The sequence below is a fragment of the Alcanivorax sp. HI0044 genome, from assembly GCF_001634945.1.
Genome location: NZ_LWEZ01000992.1, coordinates 1 through 15,250 on the forward strand (window position 1 = coordinate 1; position 15,250 = coordinate 15,250).

Here is a 15,250-nt window from a genome sequence, read left to right on the forward strand (position 1 = left end):
GGCCAGAAAGCGCGGGCGGGAATACTCGCTCCATAACCGGGTGGAACCGGTACGCTGGGTGTTGATGCGAATGGCGGTGCTTACGCTGTCGTTATCGTCGGTGCGGGTAATCCTGACGCGCTGCCCCGGAAGCACGTAGGCCCCCAGCGCAGTGAAATGGTCGCCTTTAACGGTGACGCTGGGGCGCTGTGTTGAGGTAGCTGGCGCCGCCGCCATGGGCTCACTGAAGCTACCCAGATCCGGCTGGGCGGGCTGGACTCCACGCAAGTATTGCACGCTGTAATCCGCATAGAGTGCCCGCATGAAATCCCCTACCGGAGCCACGTTTTTGTTCATGGGATAAGCAATCTGTTCACGCCATACATCACCCAGTAACACCAACAGCTTTAACAGGGTATGTCCGCGCTCGGCAAACAACGGGCGCCCTTGGCGATCCAGGTTACCGAGCATGCCGCGCAGCTGGTTGGCACCATCCAGCAAGGCCGTTTTCAAGGCCGCATAGTTATCGCAATTGCCATCGGCAAGGCTATCGCAATAATCAAAATTCACCGGGAAGTCCTGGTGATAGAAATGTTCCAGAGCGGTCTTGATCGGGTTATCCACCTGAATGGCAGAAAGCATCTGTTGCGCAGAAGACCAATCCAGGGTGTCTTCCACAAAGTAGTTCCCCGGGTAACTGCCCAGTGCCATGCCCAACTCGCCGAGCATCGCCTCACCCAACGGGGAACTGTTCCACACCCGGGTATGAATATAGACAACCCCCAGGCCCTGTTGACGGGCCTCAACCAGTAACGCCTGCAGGGCCTGCTCATCGCCTGCAGCAGGACGGTCACTGACCAACAGCACCTGACTTCCCGCAAGACAACTGGCCGGTAACCCGGTGGGGCAGGAAATCTGATCGGCTTTCGGCAATTGCACCGACAGCCACTCACTCAGGCCACTGGCATTGATCCCTGCCAGGGAAACCTGTCCGGGTGACGCCCCTCCCCCCAGCCACGTCAGCAGGCTGCGCGCAAATGCGTCCATGCCAGCGGCGTCAGCTCGGGGCTGATAGAACTCGAACCCGATCCCGGCGGCTCTTTGCCCGGCAATCTCCACCGCACTGGCAAAAGAGTGCCCCGAATCACTGCCACGCAGCAGCACCGCGCCGTTACCAAAGCCGGCATTGATGAAATGACTGTTGCGGGACACCGGGTATCGCAACGGGCCGCTGACCCCCAGCCCGGCGACCAGCTCTTGCTGCAGGGTTTCCAGTCTGGCCACTTCTTCCAGCGCCTGTTCAAGCAACGTCTGCTCATCCAGGCCTGCGCTGTTGCCGCTACTGAGCGCTTTGTCCAATGGGCTCGCAGCAGACTCACCGCCGCCGCCATCAGAACCGCCGCCACCCCCGCAACCGCTTAAAAGCGCCAACAGCAACAGAACCCCGACCACGTTACGCATCCCGACCACCTACGAAGTTTTTATTAGTTGGGCGGCATCTTACGGAACTGGCTCGTCCCGGTCGGGAACCTGCGCACAAAAAAAGCCCCGGCCAACTGGCCGGGGCTTTTCGTGTTGCGTGACGCGTGTTGCTTGTTGCGTCTCTTATTACCCCTTCACAAACTCAGGGTAGGCTTCCATACCGCAGTCTGCGATATCCATGCCTTCGTACTCTTCTTCTTCGCTGACACGGATGCCCATGACCGCTTTCAGGATGCCCCACACTACCAGGCTGGCTACGAATACCCAGATGAAGATAGTCAGCGCACCAATCAGCTGGCCAGAGAAGCTGGCGCCACCGTCATCGGTCAGCGGGTTGGTGATCGGCACCAGCATCAGGCCCAGGAAGCCAACCACACCGTGTACGGAGATCGCACCTACCGGATCATCGATCTTCAGCTTGTCCAGAGTCAGGATGCTGAATACCACCAGCACACCACCCAGAGCACCGAACAGGGTCGCCTGCAGGGCAGTCGGCGTAGAAGGCTCAGCGGTGATCGCTACCAGGCCAGCCAGGGCGCCGTTAAGCAGCATGGTCAGGTCGGCTTTGCCAAACAGGATGCGGCCAACGATCAGCGCAGCAATGGCACCACCGGCAGCAGCAGCGTTAGTGTTCATGAACACAACCGCAACCGCGTTGGAGTCACCGACACTGGAGGTTGCCAGCACAGAGCCACCGTTAAAGCCGAACCAGCCCAACCACAGGATGAAGGTACCCAGTGCGGCCAGCGGCAGGTTGGAACCCGGAATAGCGTGTACTTCACCGTTCGGGCCGTACTTGCCTTTACGTGCACCCAGCAGCAGAACACCGGCCAGGGCAGCAGCAGCACCCGCCATGTGAACGATGCCGGAACCCGCAAAGTCAGAGAAGCCCAGATCGCCCAGGTTATACAGGCCGAACACATCAGCGCCGCCCCAGGTCCAGGACCCTTCCAGCGGGTAGATAACGCCGGTCATAACCACTGCAAAGACCAGGAATGCCCACAACTTCATCCGCTCAGCCACTGCACCGGATACGATGGACATGGCGGTTGCCACAAACACAACCTGGAAGAAGAAGTCCGCAGAAGGCGCATAGGTTGCCGCTTCTTCTGCACCGGCAACCCCGTCACCCACAATCCCGGACAGGAAGATGGCGCCGTCATACATGATCGCGTAACCGCAAACCATGTACATGGTGCTGGCAATGGCAAACAAGGCCACGTTCTTGGTGAGAATTTCGGTGGTGTTCTTGGCACGCACCAGGCCAGCTTCCAGCATGGCAAAGCCTGCCGCCATCCACATGACCAACGCGCCACAGATCAGGAAATAAAACGTATCCAGCGCGTATTTCAATTCAAAAATTTGGTTTTCCACAATGCAACCCTCCGAAAATGGAAGCGTGTTTTCCTAAAGCCCTGGCATGGGTCAATTCAAAACACGGTAAAACTTAAATCGCGTCCTCGCCGGTTTCACCGGTACGGATACGAATCGCTTGCTCAAGGGAGGTAACGAAGATCTTGCCGTCACCAATTTTGCCGGTATTCGCGGCTTTCGCGATGGCTTCAATCACTTGGTCCAGGCTGGACTCGGCGATGGCCACTTCGATTTTTACCTTGGGCAGGAAATCCACCACGTACTCGGCACCCCGGTACAGCTCGGTGTGACCTTTCTGGCGTCCAAAGCCTTTCACTTCGGTAACAGTGATGCCCTGCACGCCAATCTCGGAGAGTGCTTCACGCACGTCATCCAATTTGAACGGCTTAATTACGGCAGTAACCAGTTTCATTTCTTTCTCCTCAGCTTTCACCGCGTCCGGTGACGTCCGTTTCTCTTCGAGCCCCGTTATGGTTCCCGATCCACAGCTTGCGCGAACGCTCTGACCCAATTAGTGCACGACCCATGCCAGTTTTAGAAAATCATGCATTTTCAGGGATTTACATCACGGTCTGGATTCATCATCCAGGCCCGGCGCGCCATTATAGCGCACCACAATGGGGCGGGATCCAAGTTGGTGCAGAATGTCTGCCCGCGCCAGCCGGTGCCTCGCCCCCGCACACCGTGCTACCATCCGCGTATCATTACAAGGACGCCGTTGTCATGCCCGATCAGCCCTTTATCGACCGCCTCATGGCCGACATCAGCCGCCGCCTGCCCACCGACCTGGGCGGCCTGCGCAGCGAAGTAGAGCGAAACGTGCGCAGCGTACTGGCGGAAACCGTCAGCCGCCTGGATCTGATCACCCGGGAAGAGTTCGATATCCAGCAACAAGTACTACTCCGTACCCGTGAAAAGCTGGAAGCACTGGAAAAACAGGTGGCCGAGCTGGAGAAGTCAGCAGACGCTTGATCAGCGTTTGCGCCTACCGAACCCTCACAGCCAAAAAGCGAGTGACGAAAAACAAACCCACCCCAGGTTTTCGCTTCTCGTCACTCGTCACTAACCAAGCCTGATCGTCGTAACGCCCCTCGCCCCTACAGACAATCCGATTTCCTACGTCTGCCGCCACCAACCTCGCACAGGCAGGCAAGCCCTTCCCTCGTACACTGCCTCACAAACCATTGAATTTGTGAGGAATCGTGACGCATGCGCTGCTATACAGTCGGGCACCGGTAGGCATTGAAGCCCGCACCGTGCGGGTAGAAACCCATCTGGCACCGGGCCTGCCGGCATTCACCATCGTCGGCTTGGGAGATACCGCCGTGCGCGAGAGCCGCGATCGGGTCCGCTCCGCACTGGTCAACAGCGGCTTCGACTTTCCCCAGCGGCGCATCACCGTAAGCCTGGCCCCGGCGGATCTTCCAAAAGACGGCGGGCGTTTTGATCTGGCCATTGCGCTGGGCATCCTGATCGCCAGCGGGCAACTGGGTAACATCACCACCGACCACTACGAGTTTATTGGCGAGCTGTCGCTGAACGGCCGACTCAATCCCGTTTCCGGCATGCTGCCCTCTTCTCTTGCCTGTCTGGCGGAAGATCGCACCCTCATCGTCGCCGCCGATAACGCCGAAGAAGCCGGCCTGCCCGGCACCCCAACCCTGGCCGCCAACCAGCTGGCTCGGGTTGCCGCCCATCTCACCGGCCAGCAACCCCTGGAACGCCACCAGTGCCAACCACCCTCCAAGCAGCCTTTTCAGGGCGGCTGCCTGTCGGAAATCCGGGGCCAGCAAACCGCCAAGCGGGTGCTGGAGATTGCCGCGGCAGGAGGCCATTCCCTGCTTTTATGTGGGCCTCCAGGTGCAGGGAAGAGCATGCTCGCCTCGCGGTTGCCCGGATTGATGCCGCCCATGCGCACGGCTCAAGCTCTGGAAGTGGCAGCCATTCATTCACTCAAACAGCCCCGCAACAGCCGGCTTTTTTATCAACGCCCTTACCGGGCACCGCACCATACTTCCTCGGCAACGGCCCTGGTCGGCGGTGGCAGTTACCCGCGGCCCGGGGAAATTTCCCTGGCCCATCACGGCATTCTGTTCCTGGATGAACTGCCGGAGTTCGACCGCAAAGTGCTGGAAGTCATGCGTGAACCGCTGGAAACCGGTGAAGTCAGCATCGCCCGCGCCGCCCAGCAGCTCACCTTCCCCGCCCGCTTTCAATTGGTGGCGGCCATGAACCCTTGCCCCTGCGGGTATCTGGGCGATCCGGAAAAGAGCTGCGGTTATCGCTGTGAAAAAGCCAAACGCTATCAGGGCAAGCTGTCCGGCCCGTTACTGGATCGCATTGATTTGCATCTGGATGTGCCCGCCGTAGAAGCAAAGGAGCTGCTGGGCGACAAGGAAGGGGAAACCAGCGAGGCCATCGCCCAACGGGTTCGCCATGCGTGGAAACAACAATGGCACCGGCAACAGCGCCTGAACCGGGAGTTGGGCAGCGACAAACTGGAACCCATGCTGCGCCGGCACCGGGACTGGCTGGCGGGGGTCATGAGCCGGCTGGGGTTATCCGCCCGCTCCCTGCACCGTAGCGCACGGGTCGCCCGCACCATTGCCGATCTGGATAACAGTCCGGAGGTGGAGCGGGACCACCTTCGCGAAGCGCTGAGTTACAGACAGAATGTGCAGCAGGGCTGACGGTTTATCGCGCCCGATGCGCAATCGCTACCCTTGTGCGTGCGCTAAACGCAAACGCCCCGCGTGTGCGGGGCTTTTTTGCGTGATTCCTGTTGCGTGAAGCGTGTTGCGTCTCACGTGTTACCTCTGCGAAGCAGACCTACACGCCCCACTTGAAGAAATCACGCTTCTCTTTCAGATAAAAGCGGGACAACACCATCTTGTGCACTTCGCTGGCGCCATCCACCAGACGCGCCTGACGGGCGTAGCGGTAGATCCACTCCAGCAGGGTGTCCTTGGAGTAACCGCGGGCACCGCACAGCTGGATGGCGGTATCCGCCGCCTTGTGCAAGGTATCGGCCACGTGGATTTTTGCCATGGAAATTTCTTTCTTGGCAAAGTCACCCTGGTCCAGCATCCAGGCAGCCTGCATGGTCAGCAGACGGCCCACTTCGATTTCCTTGGCCACATCACCCAGCATCCACTGCACACCTTCGTGTTCGGCCAGGGTTGTTCCAAAGCTCATGCGGTTTTCCACATAACCCGCCGCTTCTTCCATGCAACGCTTGGCCAGACCCAGCCAGCGCATGCAGTGGGTCAGACGCGCAGTACCCAGACGAATCTGGGTAACCTTCAGGCCATCGCCCACGTTGAGCAGACGGTTCTCATCGGGAATCACCAGGCCATCGAATTTCAGCTCGCAGTGACCGCCGTGCTCTTCCGGGCCCATGATGGGAATGCGGCGCACGATTTCCCATCCGGGCTGGTCGGCATCGAACAGGAAGGCGGTGAGGCCCTTGCGCGGATCGTCACTGGTCTTGGCAATCAGGATAAAGGTCTGTGCGCCTTCGGCGCCGGTGATAAACCATTTACGACCCCTGATGATCCAGTTGTCCCCCTCTTTGGCGGCCGAGGTGTAGGTCAGGGAAGGATCGGAACCGCAGCCGCCGTCGGGTTCGGTCATGGCGAAGGCGGAGCGCACCTTGCCGTCGATCATGGGCTGTAGCCAACGTGCTTTCTGCTCGTCATTGAGAATCTTGTTAAGCAGGATCATGGTGCCGTCATCCGGCGGGGCACAGTTGAACACCACCGGGCCGAACGGGCTGCGCGCCGCTTCTTCGTACAACACCGCCATGCCGGCCACGCCCACGTCCAGGCCGCCACGCTCTTTGGGTAACTGGAACCCCCACAGGCCAGCCGCTTTCGCTTTTTCACGCAGGCTAGCGACCACGCTTTCCTTGAAGTTTTCGTGGTCGTCGTAATTGGCCTTGTCGTTTTCCAGCGGCATGATTTCCGCTTCGACAAAGGCCGCGACCTGTTGACGCAGGCTTTCGATTTCCGGGCTCAGGGAAAAATCCATGGTCGTTCCTTAATACTGTTTCAAGGGTTTCCTACGCTTCAGACCGTATTGGCTGCCGCGCCGCGTGTGCGTATCAAAGGGTATTGCAAAGATGACCGCCGTCCACGGCGATGATGGCACCGCTCATGTAGGACGAAGTATCAGAGGCCAACAACAACAGCGGGCCCACCAGTTCGTCGATCTGACCGAGACGACGGTAAGGGATGCGCTTGAGCATCTTTTCCGCCTGCGGGCTGTTGAAGAAATCCGCGTTGATGTCGGTTTCCACATAGCCGGGACAGATGGCGTTGCAGCGGATGTTGTAACGGGCGCAGTCTAGCGCCAGGGATTTGGTGAACTGTACGACAGCAGCCTTGGACGCGGTGTACGGGGCCACCCGGCCACCCACTCGCAGGCCGAGGATGGAGGCAATATTGACGATGCTGCCGGGGCGGCCATCGCGCTTCCATTGCTGGATAGCGAATTTGGAGACGGCCCAGACGCCTTTCAGGTTGGTATCCACCACCCGGTCCCATTCCTCTTCAGGGATGTTTTCGGTGGGGCCTTCCTGGGAAATACCCGCGTTGTTCACCACCACGTCCAGCGGTGGCATGTCGGCAAAGGCCGCTTCCACGCTGGCGTGATCACTCACATCCATGGGTACCACGATGGCTTCCCGGCCCAAGTCGCGCACGGCCTTGGCGGTGTCTTCCAGTTTTTCCACGCGGCGGGCGGCCAGCACCACATCCGCGCCTTCTTCGGCCAGCGCAGTGGCAAAGTGGGCACCAAAGCCGCTGGAGGCACCGGTGATCAGAATACGCTTACCGGCAACACTGAATCGCTGAGTCATAAGGCTCTCCTTCTAGATGGGGAGAACCTACCCAGCAGGGGGCCTGTAAACAAGGACGAAAACGCTCAGCGTGCTGATGCCAGCAGCAAGGACAGGGCGTGGCGGCTATCCGGGGTGGCGCCGGGCAACGCCAGGGCCTGTGCTGCGGGCAGCCAGTCGATGGCCACCACCTCATCGCTCAGGGACACCGCATCCGGACAGGCCCGCACCGAGGCCAGGGCGCCCCACACCCGGTGATGAGGATTGGCAAACCAGAACCATTGCCAGCGGGAGAACTGACGGCTCAACCCCAGCTCTTCATACAGCTCCCGACTCAGCCCCTGAGCCACCGTCTCATCCGGGCGCATGACCCCACCGGCGGCCAGGTCCCAACCCCCCGGGTAGAAATGCTTGTGGTCTGCCCGCTTCTGCACGCACACCCGCCCGGCCAGATCCTGCACCACCACATAGGAGGCACGGTGGATCAACCGCTGGCGCTGCATACGCCCACGCTGGCAACTGCCGCGAGGGTGATTATGCCGGGAGACAAGTAGGACGGGTTCAGAATCCACGCGCATTGTGTTTTCATGCTTTTTCAAAACTGAACTCTACCCGATTAGGATGAAAGAAGGTCAACATGTTCGAGAACATCAAATTCCAATTTGAAACCTTTGATTGGGGAGGGGTTTCTGGGGTCTCCGACCTCCTTATGGTCATATTGACTATCGTACTTCTGATCGGGCTTCGACAAGGCTCTCACAATATTCGTGAAGCCTCTCTGTCTCGTGACGCCGATATTCTTCGCTGGGCCATGGCTGAGATGGATACACTCAAACCTCTCATTCGTATCATCACTGACGCCCACCAAAACCAGCCGTATAACAAAAAAAGCGCCAATGAACACTGGAAAAAGGAGGAACGTGAAGCAGCACAGCAGGTCAGCGTCAAGCTACAACGTATTGGTTACATGGCATGGAATAACCTAATTTCAAGAAACCACTTCATGAATATATGGGGCCCTATGTACCTCTGCTGCTGGTACGCACTGGAACCTTGGGTTCTTGAAAAACGCCACCAACTGGATGAGCCTGAGCGAATAGAGGACGGCGCATTTTCCAGGCATTTCTTTGAAATTTACGCCTTGTATTGTGAAGCTTGGTTACCACTGGGCCTAGTTAACAATGAACGATCACGTTTCGGCCTCACCAAGATAGATTCCATTGAACAGCACAGAAAGCGGAATCGCAAAGCGTTGAAGCAGAAAACAGGGGGATACTACGGCTGGAAATGACTGGGCGGGTGGCCGGTCCATTTGCGGAAGGCGCGGGCGAAGTTGCTGGGGTCGGCATACCCCAGGCGGTTAGCCACCTGTTGCACGGTGATGTTGGCCTGCAGGTAGGCCATGGCCTTGGTCATGCGCACTTCTTCCAGCAAGGAGCGATAACTCACACCCAACGCATTAAGGTAACGACGCAAGGTCCGCGAGGTCACATGAAAGTTGCCGGCCAGCTGTTCCAGGCTGGGCAGCATGCCTTCCGCCTGCATCAGGCGTGCGCGCACCCGGCTGGCCCAATCCTGATCCGCCTCGAGGCGCTGTAATTCTTCCTCGCATTTCTGCGCGGCCATGTGCCGGGAAGCTGGATCAGACAAGGTGAAGGGTTCGCTGAGCAAGGAATGCGGCAAGCGCAGGGCCGCCACCTCAGCGCCAAACTCAACCGGCATTTGCAGCAGCTCGCGGTAGCGCTCGGCATGCGCTGGCGGCGCGTAGGGCAGCTCCAGCACGGCGCCACGGAAACGCTCGCCCAGCAGGTAGCGGATACCACCCACCACCGCAGCCACCACTACTTCCAGGTAGGTTTCGCGAATATCACCCAGCGGCACACTTTCCAGCAGGCAGAAACGCACCCCTTCCGTGGACGGCTCAATACGCGGTACGCACAGCCGGGTACGGGTGCGGAAATAACGCTCCAGCAAGCGCAGGGCATCGCCGAGATCCGCACTGCTGATCGCCGCATAGCCCAACAGACCGTGGGCGGTCAGCGTCAATTGCTGCCCCAGGGCCAAGCCCAGCGCCGGATTGCCGGTCATCTCCCGGGCCCCGACCATCACCCGGCGGAACTGCTCGAAACGCAGCGCGGGCTCCGGGTTATAGACTTCCTCTTCCGTTAGCTCCACCTGGCGCAGCAAACGCCGGGTGTCCACGCCCACTTCACTGATCAATTCGACCAGATTGCGGACGTAGTTCACCGGCACCGGCGAACGGCCAGTGCCCGGATCAAGCTGGATAAAGCGGTCACGGTTCATGGGTCCATCATACGCTACTTTTTCACCTGTCCGAAAATGACCGGAAAGTGTCCAGCCTTGCACTTCGCCGTTTGCTCGCTCTCTTCGACAATGCCTGCCTCGGAATTTCCCGGCTGCATTCAGCCCGCACAACCCAAGGACAGCCCCATGACGACGGACTCACCCGCTTACAGCCGCCAGTTTGGCGCTGACGACGCTCGCGCCATTCGCGATGCGGTGAAAAAGGATCTTGGCCCCGCGGCATTCAAATCCCGCCCCCTGCGCGCGCTGTGGTTTATCCCCATGACCGCCATCATCGTCGGCAGCATCACCAGCATTCTGGCCTTTGACCTGCCCTGGTGGGGTAACCTGCTGCTCAGCCTGCTGGCGGGCCACACCCTCGCCTGCCAGGCCCTGCTGGCCCACGAAGTGCTGCACGGCGCCCTGGGCATGAGCCGCCGCATGCAGGATGTACTGGGCTGGATGGGCTTTGGCCCGGCGCTGGTGCCACCGGAGTTCTGGCGCCGCTGGCACAATGTGGCTCACCACGCCCATACCAATCTGGGCGACAAGGACCCGGACTCTTTCGGCACCATGCACCGCTACGAGAAACACCCGAAGACGGCCAACTTCACCAAGCTGGCCCCCGGTGGCGGCACCTGGTACAGCTACCTGTTCCTGTTCTATTCCTTCATGTTTCATGCCCAGCTGGTACTGCGCCTGCAGACCCGCAAGCGTGAAGAGTTCAAGGGCTTCGACCGTAAAAAGGCCATCCGCCAGTCCTACCTGTGCATGGCCGCCTGGATCACCCTGGCCATCGTGTCCGGCCCGCTGGCCATCTTCACCGTGTTGATTCCGATGATGATGATCAACTTCATCGGCCAGGGTTATATCCTCACCAACCACATGCTGCGCCCACAGATGGACAACAATCACCCGGTGGACAATTCCATGAGCGTGCGCGCCTGGCGCTGGATTGATCCGCTGCATTTCCACTTCAGCCACCACGTGGAGCACCACCTGTTCCCGAAAATGGGTTCGGATCAGGCCCCGAAAGTGCGCGCCTGGCTGGAACAGGAAATGCCGGAACGCTATGTGGCGCCCAGCCATGTGAAAGCAGTGGCCATGCTGTACAAGACGCCGCGGGTGTACAAAGACGCGAACACGCTGATTGATCCGCTAAACCCGGAAAGAACCGTGGATGTGATGGAGCTGCAGGGACAGCTTGGGTAACGGGCTGAAGAAAATGGGAGAATCGTGGGCGGAAATTTTCGGCAGAAAATTTCCGCCTTTTAGCTTTCTGAGAGAGCGTCGCTGTTAGCGTAGGCACGCAGTATTTTTACCACCTCTACCTTGTAGTGCTTGTACCAGCCAGTCTTTCCTAGTTGCTGTGCTACCTTATGCTCCGCCTGCTGCTTCCAGGCTTTAATGTCCGCCTCATCCTGCCAATACGACACAGCAATTTCCTGATCACCTTGCGTCGCACTGATGAAATCAGTGCAACCAAATCCTGCCATGGCCAGATCACGTAATTTTTCAGCCATGTCACCGTAACGTTCGTCCTGATCACCAACCGTGGCGGTGAAGATCACAGCGTACATACTCCATCCCTGTGTGTTCTTTTTCCTTATTTTGTAGGTCGCATTAGGCCGAAGGCCGTAATTCGACACTCACGCCGTCCTGCCCCCGGCCGAAGGTCGCAGGGCAAACGATCAGATACCCGCGATTTCGTCCTCTGTCAGTACCCGATATTCTCCCGGCGACAGATCCGCATCCAGTACGATTTCGCCGATCTGCTCCCGATGCAACCCCACCACCTTATTGCCGCGGGCAGCCAGCATGCGTTTAACCTGATGGTAGCGCCCTTCCGTGATAGTCAGCACCAAGGTGTGTGCATTCACCCGCTCAGCCCGGGCCGGCAAGGTCGGGCTGTCCTCGCCGCGTAGCAGGATTCCCTCACGCAAGGCCTGCAAATCCTCGTCACTGACCGGGTCTGCACAGGTCACCCGATAGCACTTGCCACAGGCATGGTTCGGGGACGTGAGGCGGTGAGACCACTGCCCGTCGGAAGTGAGCAGCACCAGCCCGGTGGTATCCCGGTCCAGCCGGCCGGCCGGGTGTACCTGGGTGCGCAACTCAGGCGGCAACAGGTCCAATACCGTGCGGTGCTCAGGATCATCCGTGGAGCAGACCACATCAACGGGTTTGTACAGCATCAGGTAACGATGGCCGGGAAGCTGCACGACTTCACCATGCAACATCACCACCTGATCCGGGCGCAACTGCAGGTTGGCTTTGGGTTTTGCTTCATCAGCGACCGTTACCGCCCCCCCGCTGATCAGCTTTTTCGCCTCCTTGCGGGTAAGGCCGGCACTGTGGGCAAGAAAATAGTCCAGACGCATAGGCAAAACCGTTACCAGAGAAACCGTCATGATAACCGACATAAGGTGTCTGGAGTGCACACCCATCACTGGTATCATAGCGACCCGATTTCACCCCCAGCGTTACCGGAGCCCCATGAGCAAACTCAATCCCCGCCAGCAGGAAGCCGTGAACTACGCCGACGGCCCCCTGCTGGTACTGGCCGGTGCGGGCTCCGGCAAAACCAGCGTGATCACCCGCAAGATCGCCTGGCTAATTCAGGAGCGGGGTATTCCGGCCCGCCATATCGCGGCGGTAACCTTTACCAACAAGGCCTCCCGGGAAATGAAGGAGCGGGTGCAACAGCTGGTCAGCCGCGACCTGACCCGGGGGCTGATTGTCTCCACCTTCCATAACCTGGGCCTGCGCATCCTCAAATCCGAATTGAAAGCCTGCGGCCTGCGCAACGGCTTCTCGATTCTGGACGGCGCCGACAGCAAGGAAATCCTCAAGGAGATCCTGCGCCAGGGCGAATCGGAACGGGACCTGGACGCGGTGGATGTCATCCACAAACGCATCTCCGACTGGAAGAACGCGCTGGTGCTGCCCGAGGAAGCGGTAAGCACCGCTGAAACCGACGACGACCTGCGCGCGGCCATGGCCTACGGCGGTTATGATCGCATGCTGCGGGTGTGTAATGCGGTGGATTTCGATGATCTTATTTTGATGCCCGCGCGCATGTTCCGCGAGCAGCCGCGCATTCTGGAAAAATGGCGCAACCGTATTCAGTACCTGCTGGTAGATGAATACCAGGATACCAACGGCGCCCAGTACGAAATGGTGAAAATGCTCACCCTGCCGGAGGGCAAGTTCACCGTGGTAGGCGATGACGACCAGTCCATCTATGCCTGGCGCGGCGCCCGACCGGAAAACCTGGCGCAGCTGCAGGAAGACTGGCCTACCCTGAAAGTGGTGAAGCTGGAGCAGAACTACCGCTCCACCGGGCGCATCCTGAAAGCCGCCAATACAGTCATCGCCAACAACCCCCACGAGTTCGAAAAAAGCCTGTGGTCCGATTACGGCTACGGCGAACCGATTCGTTTTTCCGCCCTGCGTGATGAAGAGGCAGAAACCGAATGGATCGCCAGCGATATCTTTCACCGCCGCCTGCAGAAAGGCCTGCAGTGGAAAGACTTTGCGGTGCTTTATCGTGGCAATTTTCAGTCGCGCATTCTGGAGATGAAACTGCAAAGCCTGTCGATTCCCTACAAGGTCTCCGGTGGCAAAAGTTTCTTCTCGCGCAGCGAGATCAAGGACTTGATGTGCTACCTGCGCCTGCTGGTGAACCCGGACGACGACAACGCCTTTCTGCGCATCATCAACACGCCGCGCCGGGAAATCGGTCCCGCCACCCTGGAAAAACTGGCCACTTGGGCACTCAAGCGTGAGCAAGGTCTTTACCACGTGTGCGATGACTTTGCGCTTAGTGAAGTGATGAACCCCAAAGCCGCCGAAAAGCTGCAAAAGTTCAAGGCCTGGCTGGATGCCAAACGCCAGTTCTGTTTCGGCCAGAACAGCTTGCAGGCGGTGCAGGAACTGATCACCGATATGGATTACGAAGGCTGGCTGATGCAGAACGCCTCCAGCCCGCGCATCGGTGAAAAGAACATCGAAAATATCTGGCAACTGGTGCGCAGCATCGAGCGCATGCTGGAAAAACAGGAAGACGAAGAAGAAGGCGCCAGCGATCTGGAATCGGTGATCAAGAAGCTGGTACTGCTGGACATGCTCGAACAACAACAGGAAGAAGACGATTCCGACCGGGTGCAGTTAATGACGCTGCACGCGTCAAAGGGTCTGGAATTTCCCCACGTCTACATGATGGGCGTGGAAGAAGAATTCCTGCCCCACCGTACCAGCATCGAAGAAGACAACATCGTTGAAGAGCGCCGCCTCATGTACGTGGGCATCACCCGCGCCCGGGAAACCCTGGCCATGACCCAGGCTCTGACCCGCAAACAGTACGGCGAAAAAATCGACACCACCGCCAGCCGCTTCGTGGACGAAATGCCCCAGGAGGATATCGACTATCTGGGCATCGGCATTCAGAAGGATGAAGCCAAGGAAGATGCGGTGGCAGAGGCCAGCATTGCTAATCTTCGGGCATTACTGGACTGACGCTGACGCACAATACTGCAAAACTTCCGACTTCAATCTTTGGCTTTGCGCACCTGCCTTGCCTGCTTGGCAATGTTGCAAACCAATATTTATGCATAAACTTCTATCGCCAAGGACTGACATCCTCCATAAAACCCTAAAAGCTCGCGGGCCAACCCTTACCCGCAACACCTAAAACCATTCAAACCAATATTTTTACGGGCCAGCCATCCCCCTCCACTGCATCAACAAGACCAACGCAAAAAGTCCCACCCCAAACACGACCCATGCCATTTTTTTCCTACCCTTCTTATAATGATCCGGCATAGCGATCAACCAGCATCCCAGGAACATTGACAAAACCGCAATGGAAAAGTCATGCCTTATTAAAGCACCGGAAGCAATAATCCATAAAAAAATTATTGTCGCAATCCTGCTTATAAAACCAAGCTTTCTCATTGCTATTCCTTACAGCTCCATTGGGAAGAGAAGAATGAGGACAAGACACCGGCGACAAAAAATGACATCCAAATCGCTAGAGAGAGAGTCAACATGAGCGCCAAAAATGGCAGCAAAAGAAAAGCCGCTCCAATTGTAATGAATATTCCCGCAAAATATTTTGCAATTGCAAACGCGAAGCCGCAATTATTAATATCAGAATAAAGGCCTATAGCATCCAGAACCTCCCCAAGCACTCCTCCAATATATTTGACTATTCCTGTGTCAGAAATCTTGTCCAGAATACCTAACAACCATTTAACAACATCGACCCCACCT

Annotated in this window: 15 protein-coding genes; 5 read left to right on the forward strand and 10 right to left on the reverse strand. The window is 58.1% G+C overall.

The window, feature by feature from the left end:
• The 3 genes from A3730_RS11675 to glnK all read right to left on the reverse strand — a co-directional run.
• On the reverse strand, positions 1-1,440 hold a 1,440-nt coding region (locus tag A3730_RS11675; protein WP_156501166.1), incomplete at its 3' end, for an ImpA family metalloprotease.
• 147 nt (positions 1,441-1,587) lie between these two features.
• Complete coding sequence (locus A3730_RS11680) at positions 1,588-2,835, reverse strand: ammonium transporter (RefSeq protein ID WP_063521217.1); 1,248 nt, start codon at positions 2,833-2,835, stop codon at positions 1,588-1,590.
• 73 nt (positions 2,836-2,908) lie between these two features.
• Positions 2,909-3,247, reverse strand: a complete 339-nt coding sequence (gene glnK / locus A3730_RS11685; RefSeq protein ID WP_008930504.1) for a P-II family nitrogen regulator — start codon at positions 3,245-3,247, stop codon at positions 2,909-2,911.
• A 311-nt stretch (positions 3,248-3,558) separates the two neighbouring features.
• On the opposite strand from glnK, the gene A3730_RS11690 reads away from it, so the two are divergent.
• Together A3730_RS11690 and A3730_RS11695 are read left to right on the forward strand one after the other, a co-directional pair.
• Entirely contained in the window at positions 3,559-3,807 is a 249-nt protein-coding gene (locus tag A3730_RS11690) for an accessory factor UbiK family protein (protein WP_039926478.1), read from the forward strand.
• A 230-nt stretch (positions 3,808-4,037) separates the two neighbouring features.
• Positions 4,038-5,525, forward strand: a complete 1,488-nt coding sequence (locus tag A3730_RS11695) for a YifB family Mg chelatase-like AAA ATPase (protein WP_063538101.1) — start codon at positions 4,038-4,040, stop codon at positions 5,523-5,525.
• A 139-nt stretch (positions 5,526-5,664) separates the two neighbouring features.
• Here A3730_RS11695 and A3730_RS11700 read toward each other — a convergent pair whose 3' ends face one another.
• The 3 genes from A3730_RS11700 to A3730_RS11710 all read right to left on the reverse strand — a co-directional run bounded on the left by A3730_RS11700 (position 5,665) and on the right by A3730_RS11710 (position 8,250).
• Positions 5,665-6,864 carry an acyl-CoA dehydrogenase family protein gene (locus tag A3730_RS11700; RefSeq protein ID WP_063519472.1) on the reverse strand — a complete coding sequence of 400 codons (1,200 nt, stop codon included), beginning with the start codon at positions 6,862-6,864 and terminating at the stop codon, positions 5,665-5,667.
• Positions 6,865-6,937: 73 nt separating this feature from the next.
• On the reverse strand, positions 6,938-7,693 hold the full coding sequence (locus A3730_RS11705) for an SDR family NAD(P)-dependent oxidoreductase (RefSeq protein WP_063519473.1): 756 nt from the start codon (positions 7,691-7,693) through the stop codon (positions 6,938-6,940).
• 65 nt (positions 7,694-7,758) lie between these two features.
• A complete protein-coding gene (locus A3730_RS11710; protein WP_231880573.1) occupies positions 7,759-8,250 on the reverse strand; it encodes an NUDIX hydrolase in 492 nt (163 codons plus the stop codon).
• A gap of 59 nt (positions 8,251-8,309) precedes the next feature.
• Between A3730_RS11710 and A3730_RS11715 the strand changes: the two genes are divergently transcribed.
• A complete protein-coding gene (locus A3730_RS11715) occupies positions 8,310-8,963 on the forward strand; it encodes a hypothetical protein (RefSeq protein ID WP_063519475.1) in 654 nt (217 codons plus the stop codon).
• Here A3730_RS11715 and A3730_RS11720 read toward each other — a convergent pair.
• Positions 8,948-9,976: an AraC family transcriptional regulator gene (locus tag A3730_RS11720; protein ID WP_063518665.1), complete on the reverse strand. Its 1,029-nt coding sequence runs from the start codon at positions 9,974-9,976 to the stop codon at positions 8,948-8,950. The two genes, A3730_RS11715 and A3730_RS11720, sit on opposite strands and share 16 nt — an antisense overlap.
• A gap of 147 nt (positions 9,977-10,123) precedes the next feature.
• On the opposite strand from A3730_RS11720, the gene A3730_RS11725 reads away from it, so the two are divergent.
• A complete protein-coding gene (locus tag A3730_RS11725; protein WP_063519476.1) occupies positions 10,124-11,188 on the forward strand; it encodes an acyl-CoA desaturase in 1,065 nt (354 codons plus the stop codon).
• A gap of 59 nt (positions 11,189-11,247) precedes the next feature.
• Here the strand turns inward: A3730_RS11725 and A3730_RS11730 are convergent, their stop codons facing one another.
• Together A3730_RS11730 and A3730_RS11735 are read right to left on the reverse strand one after the other, a co-directional pair.
• Positions 11,248-11,556, reverse strand: coding sequence for an antibiotic biosynthesis monooxygenase (locus tag A3730_RS11730; RefSeq protein WP_063519477.1), 309 nt, complete (start codon positions 11,554-11,556; stop codon positions 11,248-11,250).
• 111 nt (positions 11,557-11,667) lie between these two features.
• Positions 11,668-12,399 carry a pseudouridine synthase gene (locus A3730_RS11735; RefSeq protein WP_255363130.1) on the reverse strand — a complete coding sequence of 244 codons (732 nt, stop codon included), beginning with the start codon at positions 12,397-12,399 and terminating at the stop codon, positions 11,668-11,670.
• Positions 12,400-12,472: 73 nt separating this feature from the next.
• Between A3730_RS11735 and rep the strand changes: the two genes are divergently transcribed.
• Entirely contained in the window at positions 12,473-14,494 is a 2,022-nt protein-coding gene (gene rep, locus A3730_RS11740) for a DNA helicase Rep (RefSeq protein WP_063538103.1), read from the forward strand.
• Positions 14,495-14,934: 440 nt separating this feature from the next.
• Here the strand turns inward: rep and A3730_RS31605 are convergent.
• Positions 14,935-15,250 (reverse strand): hypothetical protein (locus tag A3730_RS31605; protein ID WP_197477452.1); only part of this gene is annotated, 316 nt, incomplete at its 5' end.

Excerpts from the sequence above, each read along its gene's own strand:
- A3730_RS11730 (WP_063519477.1), bottom strand. The coding sequence starts at position 11,556 with ATGTACGCTGTGATCTTCACCGCCACGGTTGGTGATCAGGACGAACGT.
- A3730_RS11720 (WP_063518665.1), bottom strand. The coding sequence starts at position 9,976 with ATGAACCGTGACCGCTTTATCCAGCTTGATCCGGGCACTGGCCGTTCG.
- A3730_RS11700 (WP_063519472.1), bottom strand. The coding sequence starts at position 6,864 with ATGGATTTTTCCCTGAGCCCGGAAATCGAAAGCCTGCGTCAACAGGTC.
- A3730_RS11710 (WP_231880573.1), bottom strand. The coding sequence starts at position 8,250 with ATGCGCGTGGATTCTGAACCCGTCCTACTTGTCTCCCGGCATAATCAC.
- glnK (WP_008930504.1), bottom strand. The coding sequence starts at position 3,247 with ATGAAACTGGTTACTGCCGTAATTAAGCCGTTCAAATTGGATGACGTG.
- rep (WP_063538103.1), top strand. The coding sequence starts at position 12,473 with ATGAGCAAACTCAATCCCCGCCAGCAGGAAGCCGTGAACTACGCCGAC.
- A3730_RS11735 (WP_255363130.1), bottom strand. The coding sequence starts at position 12,399 with ATGTCGGTTATCATGACGGTTTCTCTGGTAACGGTTTTGCCTATGCGT.
- A3730_RS11715 (WP_063519475.1), top strand. The coding sequence starts at position 8,310 with ATGTTCGAGAACATCAAATTCCAATTTGAAACCTTTGATTGGGGAGGG.
- A3730_RS11690 (WP_039926478.1), top strand. The coding sequence starts at position 3,559 with ATGCCCGATCAGCCCTTTATCGACCGCCTCATGGCCGACATCAGCCGC.
- A3730_RS11705 (WP_063519473.1), bottom strand. The coding sequence starts at position 7,693 with ATGACTCAGCGATTCAGTGTTGCCGGTAAGCGTATTCTGATCACCGGT.
- A3730_RS11725 (WP_063519476.1), top strand. The coding sequence starts at position 10,124 with ATGACGACGGACTCACCCGCTTACAGCCGCCAGTTTGGCGCTGACGAC.